This is a genomic window from Sphingopyxis sp. YF1 (assembly GCF_022701295.1).
Lineage (GTDB): Bacteria > Pseudomonadota > Alphaproteobacteria > Sphingomonadales > Sphingomonadaceae > Sphingopyxis.
The window spans coordinates 1,806,122-1,829,206 of the sequence record NZ_CP033204.1 but is presented as its reverse complement, the minus strand read 5'-3'; the positions used below and the strand labels follow the sequence as shown (position 1 = coordinate 1,829,206).

Genomic DNA, 23,085 nt, shown 5'->3' with positions numbered 1-23,085 from the left:
ACGACGGCCCGAGTTCGTCCCCGGAGTGGACTGTGGGGGGACGCTAGAATTTCTTCGACACGTTGAAACCGATGATACGGGGATCGAGCGTGAAGACGTTGGTGCTCAGTCCCGTGTCGTCCGCATTGGTGAATGCGTCGGTGATCGGTGTCTTGTCGAACAGATTCTTGACGTAAAGCTGCATTGCAAAACCGCTTTCGGGACGTGTCAGGGTCACGGCAAGATTGGCATTATCCCAGGCTTTCAGCCGGTCATAGGTCGTATTATAGATCCGCGCATAGCTTTTCGACTGACGGTAATAATCGCCGCGGAAAGTCAGCTCCCAGTCGCCACCTTCGATGAAGAACGTGTATTGCGCACCGATATTGGCCGTGATGCGCGGCGAGTTCGGCAGTTCGTTGCCCGAAAGGTCGGCCATGAACCCGCGACCCGTATTGGGCGCGCCGCTTCCGCCATCCGCGATGTTTCGTCCGATCGTATCCGGGTTGTAGGGCGCGAACGGATCATAGGTGAAGCCGAAAAGGACGTCATAGGGCACGCCCCCCGCAATGGCGGGATTGAAATCGCCGATCCGGTTGCTGCCGGGGCATAGGGCCGGCAGCGCCAGTTGATGGAACGAGGGGTTGCCCGCCAGGATTCGCTCGACAAGAACGCGCGGTGCGATGCAGTTGGACGGCGCCTGCAACCAGGGACGCAGCACTACCCAATCCTCATTGCCCTGCGTTCGGTTCATGACATCGATCGATTCCGAACCCTTCTTGAGGCGGGTCCGCAGATAGCCGAGGTTGGCGTCCATCCGGAAGGCACGCGACGGACGCCAGGCGGCCTCGAACTCCAGCCCCCAGCTCGTCGCGTCGAAATTCTCGTTGAAGGCGATGCGATCGACGATCTGCGAAATCTGGTAGTCCTTGTAGTCGTAGTAGAAGGCCGTGGCGTTCAGCGTGAAGCGTCCACCGTCGAAGCTGTTCTTCGTGCCGATTTCAAAGGCATTGAGATATTCCGGCCGGAATGTCCCTTCCAGCGGCTGATATTGCACGATCGCCGGATTGATATCGACCCGCGGCGGGTTGGTGCCGCCGCCCTTGTAGCCACGCGAGGCCGAGGCGTAGACCAGCGTATCGTCGGTGAAAGCCAGGTCGGGCTTCCAGTCGAGCACCAGCCGGCCGGTGAACTTGTTCCATTTCTGGCGAATGTCGGGAAGCGCGGGATAGCCGCTGTTCACGCGGCCGCCCGTATTCTGTCCGGGGAACATGGTCTCCGTTCCGCCCGCCAGCATGAGCTGGCTTGGTACCTGCGTCGATATCTTGCGGTCCTCGGTGTAACGAAGGCCCGCCGTCAGTTTCAGCCTGTCGGTCATATCCCAATAGAGTTCGCCGAACAGCGCGCGCGATTTGATGCGAATGCCGTTCTGGCTGAGGAAATAATTGTGCCCCTGATTGTCGAGGCTGCCGATCGGATTCGGATCGACATAGATGCACTCGAGTTCCTCATAACCGAGCGGACAAGAACGCGGTGTCGGAAGTCGGGTTACAGGGTGCATAGTCGCATAAAAATATTGCGCGATCAGCGTGAAGAAATTGTTGAAGACATAATAATCGTCCTGCGATCTGAAATCGAGGTAATTGGCACCCAGGTTGAAGTTGACCGGACCGTCCCAATCGGATTGCAGGCGCAATTCCTGGGACCATTGCCGGTTGCGCGACTGGCTGATGTCCACCGAAAGAAGGCGGTCCGAACAACCTAGCTGCGGGTCGCAGAATTTCCCTCCGGGCGTTCCTCCCGGATAGAGCGTCGTATCGATCGGCTGGTTCAGAACGTTGCGCAGATCGGGTTGAGCCGAATCGTTGAAGATTGGCGCCGTGACGAACCGATTATAATCCTGCGAGGAGTAATATCGGTCGCGTGCATAGGCGGTCTGCGACACCAGTTTCAGCCCGTCTGACGGTTCGAACTCAATGTTGAACTGCACTACGTCATTTTTCGCACGGAACACCGGGTCATAGCTCGTCGCAATTTCCCTGAGGTTGCGCGATTGCACGACGCTGGCGAACGGGTCGCCTTGCCGGATCATCGTAATGTTCCGACGGGTACCGGGTTCGCGCCCGATGCTGACACCAATGGGCGCAATGACATAGGACAGCGAATAGCCGTTGGGCGCGTCGAAGGCAGCGTCATCATAGAGCGAGCCGGGAAGGCAGCCCTGGCTCATACGGGCAGCAACGATCGGATCCGTGGTCGTCGAATTACCGACCTGGTACAGGCCCGGATCGGTCGTGCACAGGCTCTTTCCCGTTCGCGACCGGTTGTCGTCCTCTTCAAAATGCTGCCAGATGACGTTGGCCCGAAAACGGTCACTCGGCTCCCAGGCGATCGACGCGCGCGTCGACCAGAGGTCGCGGCCATTGACACGCTGCTGCGTGAATGTGTTGTAATCGAACCCGTCGCGCTTGGTCATTGCGCCCGCGACGCGCACACCCAGCGTGTCGGTGACCGGCAGGTTGAGCATGCCGCTGAGGCGGCGCGTGGCGAAGCTGCCGACCTCTCCCTTCACCTCGCCGCCGAAATTGGCGCTAGGCAGCGCCGGGATCATGTTGACCACCCCGCCCGTCGCGTTGCGGCCGTAAAGCGTGCCCTGCGGCCCGCGCAGCACCTCGACGCGCTGAAGGTCGAAGAATTCAGACTCGAAGAGGCGGTTGCGCACGAGGGGCGTGTTGTTGAAACTGACCGCAACCGCCGGGTCGCTCGACGCGGAGATTGCTTTGGTCCCGATCCCCCGGATCGAGAAATTGTACATGCTGAAATTGCTTTTGGAGAAATTGACGTTCGGCACCGCGCGCAGCAGTTCGGCGCCGCCCTCGATCTTGCGATCGTCGAGCGCGGCGCCCGACAGCGCGGTCATCGCGATGGGAACATCAGTGATCCTTTCCTCGCGCTTCTGCGCGGTGACGACGATTTCCTCGTGATGCTGGCTCTCCCCGGCCGATGTCGGATTGGGTCTGGCTTCGCGCTCGACCACATAGGCACCATGAGCGGTGCGGCGCGCGCGCAGCCCGCTGCCGCGCAGGGCTGTCCCCAGTGCCTGATCGGCGGTCAGCGCCCCGCGAACCGCAGGCGCTCGCAGACCCTGCACGTCACCCGCCTGGAAAATGACCTCGCTGCCCGTCTGACGACCGATCTGCGTCAGCGTGGTGGAAAGCGACTGGGCCGGAATGTCGAGCCGCTTGGCCTCTGCCGCCTGCACCGGCGCCGGACTGGCGACGCTTGTCGCGACCGCGGCGCCCCCCAGATACATCGCCGCCTTGAACGAAATCGCAGTGCGTCCTGCCAATGCCATGTTTGCCTCCCCCTGATGTTGCGTTTCCGCGAGCGCCGCTTGCCGGCGTCGGACATCAGAACGTGAGTGGAGGAAAAATCCGTACCGGGATTTGCGTAATATTTCCCGGAAGCGCCCAGGAACGGCTTTTCCCTAGCGTCCCGCGGCGTGTAACTCGACGGTGCCGTCGGGAAGCGGATGCTGGCGAACCGGCAGTAGTTCGCCGACGATGGCCGCAAAACGATCGGGACTGCCGGTGCGGAACACGCCGCTGACCCGCAGATTGCCGACGCGCGGATCGGCGATGACGAGTTGCTTGCCGGCGTAGCGATTCATCTCGGCCACCGCCTCGGCGAGCGTCGCGTCCTCGAACTCGACGAAGCCTTCGCGCCAGCGCAGTTGCTGGTCGACGTCGACTTTCGTCAGTCGCGGCCTCGCGCCGTCCACGGTCACCAGCGCCTGTCCCGGGGCCAGAACGGTGGGGACCATGATGGGGCCGTTCCTGTCCGGCCGGTCCTCGACCTCATCGACGACCACCTTGCCCTCGACGAGGGTGACCTTCACACGATCGGCATCGAACCGTACCTCGAACACCGTACCCAGCGCGGTGACTTGCCGGTTTCCGACCTGCACGACAAAGGGACGGTGCGCATCCCTGGCGACTTCGAACAGCGCCTGGCCCTTGATCAGGCGGATCAGGCGGCGATCGGCGCCATAGCCGACGCGGATGCGGCTGTCGGTGTTGAGCGTAATGGTGCTGCCGTCGGCCAGGCGGACGGTGCGGCGCTCTCCCCTCGCTGTTACAAACTCGCCATTGGTGCTTTGCTGCGCGCTTCTCGCTGCCTCTGGCGGGGATTGAACGGCTATGCGCTGTCCGTCTCCAGCGGGCGGGGGCGTCAGGATGTTGCCCTGGAACAATAGGACGGCGAGCAGCGAGGCGGCGATCCCGACGCCCGCGCCGAGCCAAAGTCCGCGCCGGGGTTCGCGCCCGGCGGCCAGCGCCGAGACGCGCAGGGCGTCGAGCGCCGGATCACCCTGCACATCGTCGAACAGGCTCCACGCGGCCTTCGCGCGCGCAAAGGCGGCGGCGTTGGCCTCGGATTCCGCCCGCCAGGCATCGAAGGCCGCCTGCTCGTCCGGGGCAAGCGTCGATGTGTCCATGCGGACCATCCACGCAGCCGCGGCCTCATCAGGGGCAAGCCCGCGAAGCGATAAAGCGGAAGGCTTGGCCGTCATTCGGGATCAACGCGTCGCATGAGGTGAAGAACGGCACGCTGGATATGCTTCTCGACCGCGCTCACCGATAGTCCGAGCCGCGACGCGATATCGCCCAACCGCATGCCTTCAAGCCGTCTCAGCACAAATATCACCCGTGTCCGTTCGGGCAGTTCGAGCAGCGCGGCGGTCGCGCGCGCGAGTTCCTGCCGATCGATAAGAACGTGCTCGGGAGAAAAATCCGTACCTCCATGCTGATTTTGATCGAAGGGTTCATGGACGTCGGAACGGCGCGAGAGCCTTTGGCGCAAATGATCGGCGAGGACGCTGCTGGCGGTTTCGAATACATAGGCGCTGAGGTTCTGACGCTCCAGTTCGGATGTTCCTCCGCGCTTGATCAGCCGTTCGAACACCGCCTGGACCATGTCTTCAAGGTCGGCGCCGTTTCGCGTCCGACGGCCGAAATAGCTCAGCAGCGAACGACGAAATTCACGATCAAGACGGTCCACAGCCGCCCTGTCAGCATCGTTATATTCAAATCGTCGCTGTCGTCCGATCATGTTCCTCACCCTCGCGCGCGAGGATGATTCACAATTGCAGTCTCTACAAGATGGCTTTTCGCCTTTCGCTTCGGGGAGCCGCCAGAAGCTTGGCGGTGGCTTCGCGAAAGGTTGGAGTGCCTTGCGCCTTCCGGCGCTCGAAAAGCGGGGCCAGCCCGATCTCGACCTGACTGCGGATTTCCCGCGCTCGCTCGCGGGCATCGGCGAGGCTGACCTTGGAGGCGCTGCCCAAGCCGAAGTCCCGGCGGTTGCCCGCCTTTTGGACCCGGCATGCCCAGCTCTTGCTGCCTCCCGGCTGCACGACGAGATAGAGGCCGTCACCATCGGAGAATCGTCCGGGACGGGTAGCCGACTTAACAGCGCTGACCGATAGCCTTTTCATGCTGATCTTTTCCCACGTTTTTTACCACAAATTCAAATGTGCGGGTCTGGACAGCATGGGTACATGAGGACACGAAACACCCCGGAGAGCCCAGGTTGTCCTAGGCTCTCGGCGGATGGTCGTGAATGTGTGAAAACAAGAAATTGGAGGAGAGTGAGGGATTCGAACCCTCGGTACCGTTGCCGGCACTTCGCATTTCGAGTGCGACGCTTTCGACCACTCAGCCAACTCTCCTCGCTGAGGCGGACGCCCCTAGCGAAGGGGGATCAATGATGCAACCCCTCCGTGTCAAACAAAGTGCATTGTTCGTGAAGAATGAAGGAAAACAGCGATGTAGAAGCCGATACCCGGATGGTTAAGCGCTTGCTAGCCATCGGCAATCCTGTCATGCTGTCCGCAGGAGAGGGCGGCTTTGCGGAGCCGGCGAATCTTCGGGCCCGACGGAAATGACGCAGGCGGGGGGTCGCACTGCGCTCGTCCTTTCGTTCGGTGCCATGCGTGGGAACTGTTCCGGCCGGCCGGGCCTTTGCGGGCCGGCACCGGGCGATCATGGGGGAATATCGATGAACAGATATGTCATACGCGGCCTGATGGCTGCATCCGCGGCGACGCTTGCCATTCCGCTGGCGACGCCGGCTTCGGCGCAGGCGACGCGGACGTGGATTTCGGGGGTCGGCGACGACGTCAATCCGTGCAGCCGTACCGCACCGTGCAAGACCTTTGCCGGCTCGATTGCAAAAACGGCGGCGGGCGGCGAGATCAACTGCCTCGACCCGGGCGGTTTCGGTACGGTGACGATCACCAAGTCGATCAAGCTGCTGTGCGACAATGTCGGCGGCGGGATCACCGCCTCTGGCACGAACGGTATCACGATCAACGCCGGGGTGGACGACGTCATCGTCATCAGCGGGCTCGAAATCGACGGGTTGGGCACCGGGGTCAATGGCATCCGTTTCCTTGGCGGCGGCGGGCTTCACCTGCGCAATTCGACAATTCGCGGTTTCAAGTCGGCAACGAGCTATGCGGTGAATTTTGCGCCGACCTCGCTCGCCGCGACACTGGTCCTCGACAATGTGACGATCGTCAAAAACGGCCTGGCGAATAATTCGGGGGGCATCCTGATCCAGCCCGCGGCCAATGTCGCAGTGACCTTTGCGATCGACAAGGTGAAGATCGCCGACAATGGCGGAACGGGGCTGCGCGTCGATACGACGGGCATCAACGGCGCATCGGTCAAGGGTGTCGTGTCGAACAGCGTCTTCGCCGATGCCGCCAACGCCGTGTTTGCGAAGGTCCCCGCCGGTAGTACAGCCAACATCCTGGTGGCCGGGAACAGCATCGGCACCAACCAGAACGGCGTTGTTTCGCAGGATGTCGGTGCGACGGTTCGCGTCAGCGACAACCTGATCTCGTCGAACAGTGCCTTCGGCGTCCGTTCGATCAGCGGCGGGACGTTGATCAGCTATGGCGACAACGAGCTGACGAACAACGGCACCAACGGCACCTTCACCAGCACCGTTTCCAAGCAGTAACCGAATGGCGCGGCTCGAAGCTGGCCGCCCTTCTCACCGCTATCTGGAGAGATCATCATGAAAATTCGCACCAAAGGGCTGTTCTACGCCTTGCTCGCGGTCGGCGGCTCGCTGACCTTCGCTGCTCCCGCTTCGGCGCAGGCGACCCGAACCTGGGTCTCGGGCGTCGGCGACGACGCCAATCCGTGCAGCCGTACCGCGCCGTGCAAGACCTTTGCCGGCTCGATTTCGAAGACCGCTGCGGGCGGCGAGATCAACTGCCTCGACCCCGCCGGCTTCGGTGCGGTGACGATCACCAAGTCGATCACGATCCGTTGTGACTTCACCGTCGGCGGCATTCTGGCATCGGGCGGGAACGGCATCAACGTCAATGCCGGAGTCAATGATACGGTCGTCCTGAGCGGTCTCGATTTCGACGGCTTCGGCCAGGGCCTGTTCGGGGTCCGTATCGTGCAGGCGGGCAATGTCATCATCCGCAACTCGAGCTTCCGCGGATTTCGCGGCACCAATGGCGGGGCGATCGGTTTCCAGCCGGCGAGCACCGGTGCGTCGCTGACGGTCGACAATGTGACGATCGTCAATAATGTCGCCACGACCAACGACAGCGGGGCGATCGTCATCGCTCCTGCCGCCAACGTCGCTGCGACCTTTGCGCTCAACGATGTCCGCGTCACCGACAACAACGGGTTCGGCCTTGGCATCATCACCGACACGGTGACGGGTGCAAGCGTCAAAGGCACGGTGACGAACAGCCTGTTCACCGACAATACGAGCGCCGGCATCATCGTGCAGTCGTCGACGACGCCGCTGCAACTGCTGGTGAAGGACACGGTCATCAACGGCGGCGGGCTCGGCCTGGTTGCCGGGGGCGCCGGCGCATCGGTGCAGGTCAGCGGCAGCAAGATCACCCAGACGACCACCGGCCTCACCGTGCTGACCGGGGCATCACTGACCAGCTTTGGCGACAATATCGTCGCCGGCAATGTCAGCAATGGCAGCTTCACCGGCCCCGCAACCAAGCAATAATCGCGGGACAAACGGATAAGGGGGCGCTCGGCCGGCGGCCGGGCGCCCTTTCTTTTGCCCGCTAGACTTCGCGCAGCTTGACCTCGGCGATCCGGCGCTGGCCGCCGGTGCGGTCGAGCTGGACAAAGACGTCGACGGTCGAGCGGACATAGTGATGGACGTCGGCGCGGTCGAGCCGGCTGCCCGCCTGGAGCACGAGCAGCGTGAGCTGTTCGATCGCGCGCTCGGGGCTGTCGGCGTGGATCGTCGTCATCGATCCGGGATGTCCGCTGTTGACCGCGCGCAGGAAGGAAAAGGCCTCCACGCCACGCAGTTCGCCGAGGATGATACGGTCGGGACGCAGGCGCAGCGAGGCGCTGAGCAGATCCTCGGCGCTCGTGTGTGTTTCCCCCAGCGCGCTGCGCGCCGCGAGCAGGCCGATCGCGTTCGGATGGTGGATCGTGATTTCGGGCGTGTCCTCGATCAGGATCAGCCGCTCGCTTGTCGGCACCTCGCGCAGCAGCGCGTTGAGGAAGGTGGTCTTGCCCGAAGAGGTGCCGCCCGAGATCAGGACGTTGCGACGGTTCTGCACCGCTGCACGCAGGAGGGCGGGGATATCGCCGGCGTCGAGCAGCTGCTGGAGGCGCCCGTCGAGCGCGCTTGCGTCGCCGATCCGCCCGGCCCTGGTCGCATCGAAGGCGCCGCTGCCGGCATAATCCTCGAGCCGGAGGTCGGGGGAGACATGTTTGCGGATCGCGAGGACGACGCCGCCGCGGGTCGCGGGCGGCGCGACGATCTGGACACGCGCGTCGTCGGGCATCGTCGCCGAGAGCAAAGGATGTTCGCGGTTGATCCCCTGATGCGACAGCGACGCGATCTGGCGCGCGAGCCGTTCGAGCAACTGCTCGGTCAGCGCCGGAATCGCGTGGGTTTCGATCTTTCCGCTCAGCGATTCGGCCCAGGCTTCGCCGGGGCGGTTCACATAGATGTCGGTGACGTCGTTCCGGTCGAGCAGGGGGGCGAGCGGCGCGAGATAGCTGCGGAAATAGACGCGATCGTCGGCGAGCGCCGCGATGCTGCCCATCAGCGGCGCTCCACGCCCGAGAAGTCGAGATCGCGCGCGACGAAGACCGATATGCTCGTGCCCTGGGCGACCTTGAGCGTCGGGGCGATGTTGGCGGGCTGCGGCCGCTGCGTCCCGGTGCCGCCGGGCAGGATGACCACCGGCGAGTTGGTCGCGCTCGCCGCGGCGTTGACGCCGATGTCGAGCACCGACTGCAGGATCGCCTCGCCGAAGCGCGAGAAGAAATGGCTGTTGACCTTTGCCTTGATCCCGCCGCGCCCAAGCGGATCGCCCGAGGGCGAATTGAGTGCGATGGTCGCGCCGTCGGGACGGATGAGGCGCGTCCAGGTGATGAAGGCGCGTTTTTGGCCCTGCGTCGCTTCGGAGCGATATTCGCCGATCAGGCGGCTGCCGCGCGGGATCAGCACACGGCTGCCGTCGAAGCTGCGGACGTCGCGCTGGACCACCGCGCGCGAGAAGCCGGGGCGCGACGAATCGAGCGGTGTTTCGAGCACCGCGGGGATCAGCGATCCCTGAACCACCGTCGTCGACCGGTTCGCGAGGACGCCCGCGCGGACGCGCCCCGCCTCGGCAGGTGTGGCGCCGCGCGGCGTCTCGCCGCCGCTGCCGTCGGCGTTCGGCGTTCCGGTCGTCGCCCCGCCGTCATAGACGAGCACGGGACCGGCGTTGACCGGGCGCGGCGGTGCGGGCGGCGGATCGTAGCTCGGCGGCGGCCCGGGCACCGGCTGGGGCACGTAGACGATCTGCGGCGGCGCCGGTGGCGCGCTGGGCAGCGTGCCGGTCGCAGGCGTTTCGGGCAGCACCGGCAAGCGCTGCGGCGGTTCGGGATAGCTGGGAATCGCCAGCGGCGGCGGCGCGGCGATCAGCGCGGTGCCCTGTCCCGCGATAGCGGGCGCTTCGGCCGCCTGTCGGCGGCCTTCGAGCGCGACGAACAGCACGACCGCGGCGAGCACCGCGACGCCGGCCAGGAGCGGCGTCGGCAGGCCTTGCCGCGGGCGGCGCACAACCGGCGCGTTGGTCGCGCGCGGGGTTTCGGGCGGGATATCCGGTTCGGTCATCGGACGCGTGCCTCGCTGCGCCGCACGGCGCGCGCGAGCTTCCCATCGAGCCGGAAGACGAGGCGCGGGATCACGTCGTCGATGGTGAGAATGCCGTCGCGCATCATCGCGTCGACCAGCTTTTCCTGCCCCAGTTCGTCGACGATATAAACCGCCGGAAGCATCGCATCCTCGTGCCACTGCATATAGGTACGCTGGCCGTCCTCGCTGATCGCGCTGGGATAGAGCGCGCGCGTGCCGGTGAGTTTGTAGAGTCCCTGGTCGACGCGCTGTTCGTCGGGCGGCGTCGAGACGGGCGTCGGTTCGGGATAGGCGAAACGGACGATCTGCGCCGCGCCCGCGCCGCCATAGTTCGACGGCGCCAGTTCGAACAAATAGGTGCGCGTGCCGGTGACCACCGTCATGTTGGTGGTGACGCCATATTGCAGCGGCTTGATGAACAACCGGTCGCCGCGGCGGCTGGGCGAGACCTGCCATGCCGCGCTGTCGCCGAGCGCGATATTCTCGATCGTCTCGTCGGCCGAGATTTCGACCGTGAGCTGATAGCCCGGTGCCGCGGTCAGGCGCACGACCTTGCCCTCGGCATAGGTCACCGCCTGGATCGCCGGATCGATCCCGATCGGCTGGGGATCGACCTGTGCCGCCGCAGGAAGCGCGAGCAGCGCCGCGAACAGGAGCGGCGGGAACCGGGTCACAGCGTCACCTGCGTGCCATCGGGCATCACCTTGACGACGTCGCCGCGGCGGCGTCCGTCCGGTTGCGCACCGGGCTGGGGAAGGGTGGCGGCCGCGGCGCTTGCCTGACCCGGAGCCTCGCTTTCCGAGGGGGCCGGGCGGGCGTCGGCGGGGGCCGGCGGCGGCAGCATTTCGGCATCGCGGCGGTAGCTCACGACCTGGAAGCCGAGCGGGTTGAACACGCGGTCCTCCTGCTTCATCGGCTCGCCAGAATAGCGATATTTGACCGTCGACACCCAGCTTTGCGCGGGTTGCCATTCGCCGGTCGCGTCGCGGCGGCGCGTGTCGAAGCGGATCAGCGCGACGCTTGCGCTGATCGGCGAGATGCTCTTGACCTGCGTTTCGACGGTGGTCGTGCGCGGATAACGCGCGAGCGGGCTGGCCGGGTTGTCGGCCTGCATCAGCGCAAGATAGTCGGTGCGCGCCTTGTCGGCCGACCACAGCGCGACCTTGCGATAGTCGTTCTGGACCGCGTCGACGTCGTAATTTTCGCGCGCGATGACATATTGGACGAGGAAGCTCTGGGTCAGGGCGGTGTCGCTGGTCACCCGTGCGGGCTGGAGCGGGTCGAGCGCCTGCACGAAACCCGTGTGGCGGTCGACCAGCAGCGTGTAGGGCTGAACCGTCTTGAGCGGCGTCAGAAAGACAAGCGCCAGCGCCTCGATCAGCGCAATCGCGGCCGCGACGCTCGCGACGATCCAAGCCGTCCGGCGCGACCTGGTCAATTCGGCGTGGCGATCGGCGCCCCAGCCCTCGGCCGCCTGCAGATAATCTTCGCGAGTCTGTTTCATATCCTGTTTCATCACCGTGTGTCCCGCCGGCTGCCGCTCGTCGAGGTCCGGCCCGTCGTGCGACGGCGCGGTGCACCGTCGCTGCCGGTTTCAACCGCTACCCGCCGGGCGTCGCGCGCGCCCGCGCTGCCCGCGGCCGCCGCGACCGCGCGCGCGCGCGTCTGGCTTCCTGCGCCGCCGCCCGCGGCCGTCGCTTCGCGCCGCTGCATCGCTTCGACGGCATCGACGACGACCGCCGCTCGCGAGCGCGGATCGCTGCGTTCGGCGGGCTGGGCGTTCGTGCGCGCGTCGAGCGTCGTCGTCCCGCGCATCGATGCCGGCAGATATTGCTGCGTCCATTGCCAGCGCGGCAGCCCGAGGCCCGCGGCGACGTAGAAGGAGACGGCGAGCACCGCGAGAGTGACGAAGGCGAAGACGATCGCGAGGGCCAGCAACTCGGTCGCGGCGCCCGGAATGGCATAGCCCGACGCGCGGATATTGATCAGCGTGACGATGCGCGGCTGGACGATCGCGGTCTGCACCGCGAGGACGAGCGAACTCGCGGTGGTCGCGAGCGTCAGGCCGACCAGCCCGCGCAACCAGCCGCCGAACAGCCCGCGCGTCGCGTCGAAGAGCAGGAAGGCGATGAAGAGCGGTCCCAGCGCGAGCAGGACCCCGGCCGCGAGGCGGGTGAGGGCAATGCTGCCGAGCGAGCCGGCGAGGAAGGACATGCGCGCGGCGCCGAGCGCCTTGGCTTCATAGGTGGTGTCGGGGTCGATTCCCTGATCGTCGCTGACCCCCGCGCGGTTGGGATCGTTGCCGACCCCCCAGGCGTTGAGCGTGCGCAGCGCGCGATCGGTTTCGGACAGGCGGGTGGCCATGCTCTGGTCGCTGCCCGCGAGCGATGCCGCGCCGCCGACGGTTGCCCCGAGCTGTGCCGGCGTGTCGATGGCGACGTCATAGACGAGGGTGCGGAACGCCGGCCAGCTCGTCGCGAGCGCGACGACGATGCCGATCTTGGCGATGATCAGCAGGCCGCCGCCCAGGTCGGGTCCGCGTCCGACGAACATGCGATAGCCGATGAACGCGATGAACAGCGTCAGCATCGCGGTCAGGAAGGCGGCGATGTCGGACCCCGGTGCCGAGAGCGCCAGATACCCCGCGTTGCCGATGGTCTGCGCCTGGCATTCGATGGCCTTCAGCGTTCCGGCGACAAAGCTGTCGCCGGCCGATGGCACTGCGCAGGGGGCGAGGGCGATGCTCATGCGACCGCCAGCAGGCGCGACATCCACACGCCGGGGTCGTCGCCCGCGGTCTCGCGGATCTGGTCGAGCAGCCGGACCGTGCGTTCGCGCCCCGACAGGATCGTCAGCATGTCGCGTTCGCCGGTCAGGTTCAACCGCACGACGACGCTGTCGTTGCCATGCTTGACGAGGAAGCAATGCGCGTTGTCGGGCAGGGTGCGGATGAGCTGATACTCATGCTCGGTGAGGCCGAAGCCGTCGATATAGTCGGCCGCGCGCGCCTTGGGGTTGGCCATGAAGATCTGCGTCGCAACCTGTTCGATCAGCGCGCTGGCGATCTTGCTTTCGAGCGCATCCTGCGCGCTCTGCGTCGCGAAGCCGACGATGCCGTTGCGTTTGCGGATCGTCTTTTCCCAATCCTTGATCCGCCGGACGAACACCTCGTCGTCGAGCGCCTTCCATCCTTCGTCAACCACGATGATCGTTTTCTCGCCGGTCAGCCGTTCCTCGACGCGGTGGAAGAGATACATCATTGCCGGGGTGCGCATCGCCGCGTCGTCGAGAATGACGGTCATGTCGAAGCCGATCGTGGCGCTGTCCATGTCGGTCAGATCCTCGACATTGTCGAAGAGCCAGGCGCGCTCGCCGTCGCCCCACCAGGGTCGCAGGCGCGACCACATGTCGTCGGCGCGCGGGCGGTGGCCGCCGCGGAACAGCTCGGCGACGTGGCGCAGGCGGCGATGCGCGGGCGGCTGGGCGTAGCTCGCGTCGACCGCATCCTTGATCTGCGCCATTTCCTCGATGCTGGCGCCGCCGACGAGTTGCGCCAGCCAGTCGATCAGGAACTGGCGGTTCACCGGCGTGTCGTCGAGCTGAAGCGGATTGAGCCCGCTCGCTACGCCGGGGCGCAGCTGGTCGTACCGGCCGCCGATCGCGCGGATGAACAGCTCGGCGCCGCGATCCTTGTCGAAGAAGATGATCCGGGGATCGAAACGCCGCGCCTGCGCGAGCAGGAAGTTGACGACGACGGTCTTGCCCGACCCCGACGGCCCGATGACGGTGAAGTTGCCGAGGTCGCCCTGGTGGAAATTGAAATAATAAGGTCCCGCGGCGGTGGTTTCGAACACCGTCACCGCCTTGCCCCAGGCATTGCCGTCGGCGCGGCCCGCGGCGAAATTATGACCGCTCGCCAGCCCGGCGAAATTGGCCGACGAGATCAGCCCGCGGCGGACGATATATTTGAAGTTGCCGGGGAACTGCGACCAGAAGGTCGGCTCGAGCGCGATATCCTCGCGCACCGATATGATGCCGAGTTCGGCGAGCGACGCCTGGACGTCGGCGATGTTGGCGCTGACCTCTTCCTCGCTCGCGCCGTGCACCGCGATCGTCATATGATGCTCGCCGAACGCCGCGCGCCCCGCGGCGACATCGTCCTTGGCCCGCGACAGCTGGTCGCGCAGGCTGATCGCCTCGTCCTCGGTCGAGCGCATGCGGCGCAGCGCGAGGTTCATCTTGCCGAGCGCGGGCTGGCGGTCGACGAAGGCGAAGCTCTGCGTCATCACCATCTCGAACGGCAGGCGGAGCAGCTCGTCGAACATGCCCGTGGCGGTCGATGATGGATAATCCTTGATCGCGACCATCCCGACGAAACGGCGGTCGGCGGTGCCCGAGGGGGCGAGTTCGATCGTCTCCGCCCCGAAGCTGATCCGCCGGTCGGGCAGATAGTCGCCCGCGTCCTGATAGGGTGCGAGCAGGCGGCGCGGTTCGCCCGAATAGAGCTGGCCGAGAAATTCGAGCGGCTCGGAGCAAAGCCCCTGATCGCCATCGTAAAGGCCGAGAAGTTCGGGTTCGTAGCTGCCGAGCTGCGCGACCAGCGCCTCGCGCGCGGTGTCGAGCAGGCGCAGTTCCTGCGCGAGGCCGGCCTGATAATCCTGCCCGGTCTGACCGAGCCAGCCCGACAGCCGGTCGAGAACGCCCATGCGCCCCGGCGCCGGGCGGCGGACGAGGGTCAGATAGAGGTCGTTGCGATAGAGCTGGCGCGTCGCAAGCCGCGCCTGCCAGCGCGCGTCGAGCCCCGCCGAAAAATCATCGCCGAACTCACCGTCGAGGGTGATGCCGGCCTCGCGCCGAACGACGTGGTGATAGAGCGCGTAGCGCGACGATCCGATCGCCTGAAGCATCGCGTCGCGGAGCAGCTTGCGATAGTTGAGTTCGTCGCTATCGGCGGTCTCGAACAGGATTCCGCGCAAGCGGATGACCTGCATCAACAGGCCGTCGCGGGTCTCGATCGTGTGATCGTCGGCGTGGCGCGCATAGGGCAAATGCTTGCCCGCGGACACCTCGCCGCCGTCAGGCGCCGCAGCCGGGCGTTTCAGGGGCGATAGGAATTGCACTGCCACGTCTTGAAATTTTTCACGCGCGGACAGCGGCTGACCTTGGTCAGCCAGATGTCGAAGAAGCGCGGTTCGCGCAGGCAGAGGAGCGCGCCGACCAGATGCACGACAAGCGCGCCGACGAGCGCCCAGACCGAGCGGAAGATCAGGAACAATTCGGTCGCGACGATCGCATTGATCACGAAGAAGCTGTAGGTGACGCCCGCGAACATCTGGGGCCGCGTCAGCGCCACGAACAAGGTGTCCCGGTCGAGGTCGCTCATCGCGTTCCTCCTAAAGCCCGGTACTCGATGCCGACTGGATGCCGGCGACGATGCTCGCGGCGCCGAACAGGATGAAGCAGCCGAGGATCACGGTCGCGCCGTAGCGCCAGTTGATCCGTCCGGTGAGCATGAGGAAACCGACCGAGGCGACCGCGATGATCGCGACGACGGTCGCGACGGTGCCGAGCAGTGTTCCCTGAAGCCAGCGCACCGCCGAGACGATCGCACCCGAGCCTTCGGGGTCGGGCAGGCTGCTCTGCGCATGCGCGAGCGACGCGTGGAACAGCGTCGTCATCGAGGCTGCAATTGCCGCAAGCCTGGTACCCAGTCGTCGCAAGTCTCTTCCCCCCGGCCCAAAACGGGCCACATCATCCCCAAGCCTAAATGTCTATAGGCAAAGGGGTTGGCGGCGCAAGGCCGATGCGCCGTCCACCGCAACCATTCGTCGTGTCATTCCGGGAGCGACGTCGCCGTCAGGGAAACCCGGTATCAGCGCGCCGCGGGCGAATCCGCCTCCCACCAATAGGGTGCGCGTGTCGCGCCGCCCGTCCCGGTTTCGTTCATCGTCAGCGGATCATAGAGCCGCCCGCCGAGCATCACGCGGTGAATCTTGTCGGTGTTCCGGATATCCTGCGTCGGGTCGGCGTCGAGAATGACGAGGTCGGCCAGCTTGCCCGCCTCGAGCGAGCCGACATCCTTGCCATAGCCGAGCGAGGTCGCGGGCATGATCGTCGCGGCGCGCAGCGCGTCGATGTTGCTCCAGCCGCCGCGCACGAACGACCAGATTTCCCAATGCGCACCGAGCCCGGACTGCTGGCCGTGCGCGCCGATCGACACGTTGCGCCCCGCCGCGGCGATCTTGCCCGCCTCGCGCGCCGAATCATCGTCGACATAATCGCTCTCGGGCGCGATCACGCGGCGCTTGTTGTTCGCCGCGAGTTCGGCGGGCGGCGCGTGGCGCGACAGGATCGGGTGCTCCCAGACATTGGTATGCGCACGCCAGTAGGGATCGCCCGCGGGGCCACCGTAGGTGACGACGAGCGTCGGGGTGTAGTCGACCCGGGTCTGCCCCCAGAGCTGCACCAGATCCTTGTAGAAGGTGTGGAGCGGGATATTGTGCTCGACGGTCGAATTGCCGTCCTGGATCAGGGTGACGTCCTGCGTGAAGAGCGAGCCGCCCTCGGGCACGACGGTCATGCCTTCGGCCTGCGCCGCCTTGACGACCATCTGACGCTGTTCGCGGCGCGGCTGGTTGTAGTTCTTGACGCTGTGGGCGCCCTGCGCCTTCAGCCGGCGGACATGCGCGAGCGCATCGTCATAGCCGTTGATCTCGGCATAGACCCCGGCGGCCTTGGCACCATAGATGATTTCACCGGTCGAGAAGATGCGCGGCGCGAGGATCAGCCCGGCGCGCTGCATCTCCGACGAGACGAAGATTTCGGACGCGCGCGACGAGGGGTTGTGACTGGTCGTCGTGCCCATCGCGAGATTGACGATTTCGGACCAGTTCTGTTGCGGCACCAGTTCGTCGTCGCCGTGCGCGCCGTGCGCATGCGCATCGACGAAGCCGGGGACGATCGTCTTGCCCGCCGCGTCGACGGTCACCGCGCCCGCGGGAACGGTGATCGCGCCCGCCGGCCCCACCGCGGTGATGCGGTCGCCCTCGATGACGATCGCGCCATTCTCGATCACCCCGCCGGACTTGTCGGCCATGGTCACGATCTTCGCGCCGGTGATGACCACCGTCCCCCGGGGCTTTGCCGCGACCTGTGTCATCGCCAGCGAGACACCGGTCGTCGGCGGGGTGAATTTAGGCGCCTTGTCGTCGGTCGGTGCGTTGGCGAAGAGCTGGCCGAGGTCGGCGCTGAACAGCGTTGCGCCGCGGCTCCAGTGGAGGCGTTTGCCGCCGTCGGACCAGTGGATATAGTCCGCGCCGCTGCCGCTCACCCGCGTGACGGGAAGCGCGCCGCTCTTGGTGCCCAGCGGCACATCCTGTCCGCCCGGCATCAGCGGGGTGACATAGGCGTCGTAATTCTGGCGAAAGGCGAGGGTGCGGCCGTCGGGCGATATTTCATAGTCGCTGACCAGTTCGCCGCTCGCGTGGACGCGCTTGTCCTGGCCGGCGAGGTCGGTGCTCACCAGCTGGCTCTTGCCGTCGGCGGCGCCGACCATGAAGACGCGGTCGTTGTCGGCGCCATATTGCGGCTTGGCGGCGCCCGGCGCGACACGGTCGGGCGTGCCGCCCGCCGCGGCGATGCGGTAGACGCCGGGATCCTCGCTCCAGCGGCCCGAGGTGAGCCCGCCGCTGCCGCGGCGTTCGAAGACGATCGTCTTGCCGTCGGGAGAAAAGCGCGGTTCGGCGTAGTGGCCGGGAACGCTGGTGACCTTGCGCGACGCGCCGCCGGCTGCCGGGGTGACATGGATTTCGCCCATGCCGGCATCGGTCCAGCGCACGAAGACGATCGACCTGCCGTCGCGCGACCAGCTGGGCCACAGTTCGAAGGCGGCGTCCTTTGCACCGGTGAGGCGGCGCGCGGTTCCGCCGTTTGCGGGCTGGATCCACAATTTGCCGAGCGTTTCGAACACGACGCTGCGACCGTCGGGCGAGACCTCGGCCCAGCGCGGCATTCTGGTCTCGAAGCGGTCGGGGGCAACCTCGACCGCGGGGTGCGTCGCATCGACGATCACACGGTCGTCGTTGACCTGAAAGGGAATGACGCGCGCCTCGCCGCCGGCTGCGGCGACGCGGCGGAGCTTGCCGCCCGCCCAGAAGACGATGTCGCGGCTGTCGGGGGTCCACGCCATGTTGGGATAGACGCCGGTGACTGCCCAGGTTTCCTGCACATCCTGGTCGAGCGCGTCGTAGACCTTCTTCTCGATCCCCGAGGCGAGGTCCTTTACATAGAGTTTCGATTGGGTGCCTTCGCGGCGAACGAAGGCGAGGCGCTTGCCGTCGGGCGAGGGAGTCGGGCGCACCGCGCCGCCGGCCCCCGAGGCGGCAGTGCTCGTCTCGCCATTCTCCAGATCATAGCGTTCGATGTGGAACAGGTCGGTGTTGCTGTCCTGCGCATATTCGAAGATCGGCCCGGGGGTGACGTTGCGCGTGTAGTAGACGCTCTTGCCGTCGGGGGCGAAGATCGGTTCGCCCAATTCCTTCTGGTGGCGCTCATTGGGCCGTTTGACGAGCAGCACGCCCTGGCCGCCCGAGACATGGTACAGCCACACCTCGCCGGTGCCGAGCGAGCGACCGGTGGTGAAATGTTTCTTGGCGACGATATACTGCCCGTCGGGGCTCCAGTTCGGCTGGTTGAGCAGGCGGAAATCTTCCTTGCTGAGCTGCCGCTTGTCGCTGCCGTCGCGGTTCATGACCCAGATATTGTCACCGCCCGCGCGATCGGAGACGAAGGCGATGCGGCTGCCGTCGGGCGAGAAGCGCGGCTGATGTTCGAAGGCGAGGCCCTCGGCGATCCGCGTCGGCGTACCGCCCTCGATCGGCATGGTGTAGATGTCGCCGAGCAGGTCGAAGGCGATCGTGCGGCCATCGGGCGCGACGTCGATGTTCATCCAGCTGCCCTCGTCGACCGCGATCGCTACCTTGCGCGTCGTCATCCCCGGGGGCGCGTTGACGTCCCACTTTTCGTCCTTCTTCGCGTCGGCGTCGCTCGCGGCGGCGGGCACCACGGCGGTTTGCGCGAAGACCGAGGTCGAACAGGCCAGCGACATGGCCAGGGCGAGTGCAAAGCGCGCCATCATATTATCCCCTGTTGAAATTATGATGCGACCATATGGCTTTGGTTCGCGAGCGCAAGGCCGGGGTTTCGACGAAGCGGCGCGGCGGGTCGATGGGCGGCGGCCGGGCTTGCGGCCCGGCCGGCTCCGTTGGCAAGCCCGGGACGGGCTTGACCCGGCACGCGCCTTTCCCTTCAAGAGGTGCAGGCCCCGGATCAAGCCAGGGGCGACGGGAGGGACATCATATGCCGCTCAACGGTATCCGGGTGCTGGATTTCGGGCGCTATATCGCGGGCCCCTATGTCGGCGCGCTGCTCGCCGACTATGGCGCCGACGTGATCCGGATCGAGGCGCCGGGCGGTAACGAGGATCGCTTTTCGGTGCCCGTCGCCGACGACGGGTCGGGGGGCATGTTCCTCCAGATGAACCGCGGCAAGCGCTGCCTGACGCTGAAACCGGGCAGCGAGGCGGGGTGCGAGATCGTCCGCAGGCTGGTGGCGACGGCCGACGTCGTCATCGCCAACATGCCCGACGATGCGCTGGTCAGGCTGGGGCTCGACCATGACACGCTGTCGGCGATCAACCCGGCGATCATCCTCGTCGCGGCTTCGGCGTTCGGCAGCGAGGGGCCGCTGGCGCACCATGTGGGATTTGACGCGGTGGGGCAGGCGATGTCGGGGGCGGCGCACATCGCCGGCCAGAATGGCGCGCCGGCGCGGGCGCAGGTCAACTATGTCGATTTCACGACGGCGCTGCACTGCGCCTTCGGGGTGATGCTCGCGCTGCGCGATCGCGAGCGGACCGGCAAGGGGCAGCGGGTGTCGGGGTCGCTGCTCGGCACCGCACTTGCCGTCTCGAACGGGTTGACGATCGACCATGCGATCAACGGCGTCGAGCGCGGGATGCTGGGCAATCGCGCCTTCAGTTCGGCGCCGACCGACATTTTCGCGACGCGCGACGGCTGGATCATGACGCAGGTCGTCGGCAATCCGATCTTCGCGCGCTGGGCGCGACTGGTCGGGCGCCCCGATATGGCTGACGATCCGCGCTTTGCCAGCGACATCGCGCGCGGCGACCATGGCGCGGAGTTGAGCGCGATGATGGCCGAGTGGTGCGCGGCGCGGAGCAATGAAGAGGCGCTGGCCGAACTCGGCGCGGCGAAGGTGCCCGCGGGGCCGGTGCTCAAGCCGTCGGAGGCGCTGGCGCACCCGCAGGTCGCGGCGACCGGGCTGGTCGATGCGATGGCCTATCCGGGCGCGTTCGGCGCGGCGCCGGTCGTCCGGACGCCGATCACCCTGTCGGCAAGCGCCAAGGCGGCGCCTGTACCGGCGCCGCGCGTCGGCGAGCATAGCGACGCGATCCTTTCCGACATCGGTTACGACGCCGACGCGATTTCGGCTTTGCGCGCCGAAAGGATAATTTGAAACGTCCCGGCTGGACGCCCGGATGACGGATGGTTAGATACCGATCAGTACATAATATCTCACAGGAGTATCCCGATGAGCGACGCCACCGACTATGTTCCGCCGAAGGTCTGGGAATGGAACAAGGAGAATGGCGGGCGCTTCGCGAACATCAACCGCCCGATCGCCGGGGCAACGCATGACAAGGACCTGCCCGTCGGCAAGCACCCGCTCCAGCTCTATTCGCTCGCGACGCCCAATGGCGTGAAGGTGACGGTGATGCTCGAGGAACTGCTCGCGCTCGGTCACGCCGGCGCCGAATATGACGCCTGGCTGATCCGCATCAACGAAGGCGATCAGTTTTCGAGCGGCTTCGTCGGCGCCAACCCCAACAGCAAGATTCCCGCACTCGTCGATCATGGCGAGAGCTCGCCGGTGCGCGTGTTCGAATCGGGATCGATCCTGATCTATCTCGCCGAAAAGTTCGGCGCCTTCCTGCCCAGCGAACGCGCCGCCCGCGCCGAAACGCTGTCGTGGCTGATGTGGCAGATGGGCAGCGCGCCCTATCTCGGCGGCGGTTTCGGCCATTTCTATGCCTATGCGCCGTTCAGGATCGAATATGCGATCGATCGCTTCGCCATGGAGGTCAAGCGCCAGATGGACGTGCTCGATCGCCGGCTCGCGGAGAGCGAATATCTGGGCGGCGCGGACTATAGCATCGCCGACATGGCGACCTGGCCCTGGTACGGCGCGCTTGCCAAGGGTCTGATCTATGAGGCGGGCGAGTTCCTGCAGGTGCAGGATTACAGGAATGTCCAGCGCTGGACCGATGCGATCGCGGCGCGCCCGGCTGTCCGGCGCGGGCGAATGGTCAACCGCGTGATGGGGGATCCTGCAAGCCAGTTGCACGAGCGCCACGATGCGGCGGACTTCGATACGAAGACACAGGACAAGCTTGCGCCCGCCAGCGAAAAGTGACCCGGAACGGATTGTATATGGACCCGGCCCGACATTGTTTGGGTTGATTCGGTTCGAAATTGCGCTACCCATCACGCCCATGGGGTAAGGGAGACAGGGGGTGGGCATGCTGCGCAAATCGGTTTTGATGTCGGCGTCCGTGATCGCGATGGCTGGCGTGGCGGCTGCCTCGTCGGCGATGGCGCAGGATAATTATGTCGGCCAGATACTGAAGACCGGCGCCAATTTTTGCCCGCGCGGGACGGTTGCCGCCGATGGTCGCCTGCTCAGCATTGCGCAGGAATCGACGCTGTTCGCCCTTTATGGAACGACCTACGGCGGCGATGGCGTGACGACGTTCGCCTTGCCTGATTTTCGCGGGCGATCCTCGATGAACGACGGCCAGGGGCCTGGGCTGACCAACCGCGTGCTCGGCGAGAGGGCCGGCACCGAAACCGCCACCATGACGATCGCCACGATGCCGCGGCATGAACATACGGCGCTGATCCGCACGACGTCGCAGGCGGGCGATTCGATGAAGGCGTTTCGCAACTATTTCGCGACGACCCCCTTAAATAAATATGTCACCGGCACCGCGCCTGCCGCCCAGTTGATGGCGATCGAAACGCTCGATTTGCGGCACGTGGGCGGCGATCAGGCATATGATCATCGGGCGCCGACGCTAACCATCCGCTATTGTGTGAACATCAACGGCATTTTTCCGTCGCAGAACTGATCGGGCTACGGGCCCGATGGCGGGCAAAGGGCAAACGAGGGGGGTATGACATGCGGCACCGGAAATCCTTGGCGCTGGCGGCGGCATCGGGCATGGCTATCGCCGCGTCGTCGCCCGCTGCGGCGCAAACCTTTTTTCTCGGACAGATGATCGAGACCGGGGCCAATTTCTGCCCCAGAGGCTTTGCGAGCGCGAGCGGGCAGATTCTGTCGATTCAGCAGAATACGGCGCTCTTTTCGCTGCTTGGCACGACCTATGGCGGCAACGGCGTCACCACCTTCGCACTGCCCGACATTCGCGGGCGGATGGTCATCGGCGTGGGGGCCGGCCCGGATGGAACGGTGCAACTTGGGCAGGTCGGCGGATCCGAAACCATAACCCTGACGCTCGCCAACTTGCCGGCGCATATTCACCCGGGTTTTATCCACACGGTGAATGCCAACGGGAACGATATCAAGCCGTTCCGCAACGCCTTCGCGGTAACCCCGGACAAGCAATATAAGGTGCCGCCTGCGACGGGGCCGAGCGCTCTCGACGGCGTTCTGCATGCCGATACGGTGTCGGTCCAAAAGACCGGCGGCAGTCAGCCGATGAGCAACATGTCGCCGTTTCTCGTGACTCGACACTGTATGGCGTTGGTGGGTATTTTTCCGTCGCGCAATTGAAGGTGCCGTCGCGGTAACATGGAAATTTGGGAAATCGGGAGG

20 protein-coding genes and 1 tRNA gene are annotated in these 23,085 nt (G+C 65.5%); 7 read left to right on the top strand and 14 right to left on the bottom strand.

Annotated features, from left to right (window positions below):
• Positions 1-43 precede the first annotated feature (43 nt).
• From EAO27_RS08830 to EAO27_RS08810, 5 genes are all read right to left on the bottom strand, one after another.
• Positions 44-3,292 carry a TonB-dependent receptor gene (locus EAO27_RS08830; protein ID WP_347567145.1) on the bottom strand — a complete coding sequence of 1,083 codons (3,249 nt, stop codon included), beginning with the start codon at positions 3,290-3,292 and terminating at the stop codon, positions 44-46.
• A 174-nt stretch (positions 3,293-3,466) separates the two neighbouring features.
• On the bottom strand, positions 3,467-4,549 hold the full coding sequence (locus EAO27_RS08825; protein ID WP_278190150.1) for a FecR family protein: 1,083 nt from the start codon (positions 4,547-4,549) through the stop codon (positions 3,467-3,469).
• The gene (locus EAO27_RS08820) at positions 4,546-5,088 is read right to left on the bottom strand and encodes an RNA polymerase sigma factor (protein ID WP_242779680.1); all 543 of its coding nucleotides are present in this window, start codon (positions 5,086-5,088) and stop codon (positions 4,546-4,548) included. Before EAO27_RS08820 ends, EAO27_RS08825 begins: the two co-directional genes overlap by 4 nt.
• A 43-nt stretch (positions 5,089-5,131) precedes the next feature.
• Complete coding sequence (locus EAO27_RS08815; protein WP_242779678.1) at positions 5,132-5,470, bottom strand: Arm DNA-binding domain-containing protein; 339 nt, start codon at positions 5,468-5,470, stop codon at positions 5,132-5,134.
• Between the two features lie 144 nt (positions 5,471-5,614).
• A tRNA-Ser gene (locus tag EAO27_RS08810) sits at positions 5,615-5,704 on the bottom strand.
• 81 nt (positions 5,705-5,785) lie between these two features.
• Between EAO27_RS08810 and EAO27_RS20920 the strand changes: the two genes are divergently transcribed.
• The 3 genes from EAO27_RS20920 (at position 5,786) to EAO27_RS08800 (ending at position 8,028) form a co-directional block, all read left to right on the top strand.
• Positions 5,786-5,920, top strand: coding sequence for a hypothetical protein (locus tag EAO27_RS20920; RefSeq protein WP_278190149.1), 135 nt, complete (start codon positions 5,786-5,788; stop codon positions 5,918-5,920).
• A gap of 140 nt (positions 5,921-6,060) precedes the next feature.
• Positions 6,061-7,002, top strand: coding sequence for a hypothetical protein (locus tag EAO27_RS08805; RefSeq protein WP_242779676.1), 942 nt, complete (start codon positions 6,061-6,063; stop codon positions 7,000-7,002).
• A 57-nt stretch (positions 7,003-7,059) separates the two neighbouring features.
• Complete coding sequence (locus EAO27_RS08800) at positions 7,060-8,028, top strand: right-handed parallel beta-helix repeat-containing protein (protein ID WP_242779674.1); 969 nt, start codon at positions 7,060-7,062, stop codon at positions 8,026-8,028.
• Positions 8,029-8,089: 61 nt separating this feature from the next.
• Here the strand turns inward: EAO27_RS08800 and virB11 are convergent, their stop codons facing one another.
• The 9 genes from virB11 to EAO27_RS08755 form a co-directional block, all read right to left on the bottom strand.
• Positions 8,090-9,091, bottom strand: coding sequence for a P-type DNA transfer ATPase VirB11 (gene virB11, locus EAO27_RS08795; protein WP_242779672.1), 1,002 nt, complete (start codon positions 9,089-9,091; stop codon positions 8,090-8,092).
• The gene (locus EAO27_RS08790) at positions 9,091-10,149 is read right to left on the bottom strand and encodes a TrbI/VirB10 family protein (protein WP_242779670.1); all 1,059 of its coding nucleotides are present in this window, start codon (positions 10,147-10,149) and stop codon (positions 9,091-9,093) included. Before EAO27_RS08790 ends, virB11 begins: the two co-directional genes overlap by 1 nt.
• A complete protein-coding gene (locus EAO27_RS08785; protein ID WP_242779668.1) occupies positions 10,146-10,844 on the bottom strand; it encodes a TrbG/VirB9 family P-type conjugative transfer protein in 699 nt (232 codons plus the stop codon). Before EAO27_RS08785 ends, EAO27_RS08790 begins: the two co-directional genes overlap by 4 nt.
• A complete protein-coding gene (locus EAO27_RS08780; RefSeq protein ID WP_242779666.1) occupies positions 10,841-11,674 on the bottom strand; it encodes a type IV secretion system protein in 834 nt (277 codons plus the stop codon). The genes EAO27_RS08785 and EAO27_RS08780 overlap by 4 nt, the downstream gene beginning before the upstream one ends.
• An 11-nt stretch (positions 11,675-11,685) precedes the next feature.
• Positions 11,686-12,918, bottom strand: a complete 1,233-nt coding sequence (locus EAO27_RS08775; protein WP_242779664.1) for a type IV secretion system protein — start codon at positions 12,916-12,918, stop codon at positions 11,686-11,688.
• Positions 12,915-15,290 (bottom strand): VirB4 family type IV secretion/conjugal transfer ATPase, encoded by a 2,376-nt coding sequence (locus EAO27_RS08770; RefSeq protein WP_242780531.1) that lies wholly within the window; start codon positions 15,288-15,290, stop codon positions 12,915-12,917. Before EAO27_RS08770 ends, EAO27_RS08775 begins: the two co-directional genes overlap by 4 nt.
• Positions 15,269-15,553, bottom strand: coding sequence for a type IV secretion system protein VirB3 (locus EAO27_RS08765; protein WP_242779662.1), 285 nt, complete (start codon positions 15,551-15,553; stop codon positions 15,269-15,271). Before EAO27_RS08765 ends, EAO27_RS08770 begins: the two co-directional genes overlap by 22 nt.
• A 10-nt stretch (positions 15,554-15,563) precedes the next feature.
• Positions 15,564-15,881 (bottom strand): TrbC/VirB2 family protein, encoded by a 318-nt coding sequence (locus EAO27_RS08760; protein WP_278190160.1) that lies wholly within the window; start codon positions 15,879-15,881, stop codon positions 15,564-15,566.
• A 161-nt stretch (positions 15,882-16,042) separates the two neighbouring features.
• On the bottom strand, positions 16,043-19,303 hold the full coding sequence (locus EAO27_RS08755) for an amidohydrolase family protein (RefSeq protein WP_242780529.1): 3,261 nt from the start codon (positions 19,301-19,303) through the stop codon (positions 16,043-16,045).
• A gap of 224 nt (positions 19,304-19,527) precedes the next feature.
• Here EAO27_RS08755 and EAO27_RS08750 point away from each other — a divergent pair, with 224 nt between their 5' ends.
• The 4 genes from EAO27_RS08750 (at position 19,528) to EAO27_RS08735 (ending at position 23,043) form a co-directional block, all read left to right on the top strand.
• A complete protein-coding gene (locus tag EAO27_RS08750) occupies positions 19,528-20,706 on the top strand; it encodes a CoA transferase (protein WP_242779658.1) in 1,179 nt (392 codons plus the stop codon).
• Positions 20,707-20,781: 75 nt separating this feature from the next.
• Positions 20,782-21,663, top strand: coding sequence for a glutathione-dependent disulfide-bond oxidoreductase (gene yghU / locus EAO27_RS08745; RefSeq protein WP_242779656.1), 882 nt, complete (start codon positions 20,782-20,784; stop codon positions 21,661-21,663).
• Between the two features lie 106 nt (positions 21,664-21,769).
• Positions 21,770-22,378 carry a tail fiber protein gene (locus EAO27_RS08740; RefSeq protein ID WP_242779654.1) on the top strand — a complete coding sequence of 203 codons (609 nt, stop codon included), beginning with the start codon at positions 21,770-21,772 and terminating at the stop codon, positions 22,376-22,378.
• Positions 22,379-22,428: 50 nt separating this feature from the next.
• A complete protein-coding gene (locus EAO27_RS08735) occupies positions 22,429-23,043 on the top strand; it encodes a tail fiber protein (RefSeq protein ID WP_242779652.1) in 615 nt (204 codons plus the stop codon).
• Positions 23,044-23,085 lie beyond the last annotated feature (42 nt).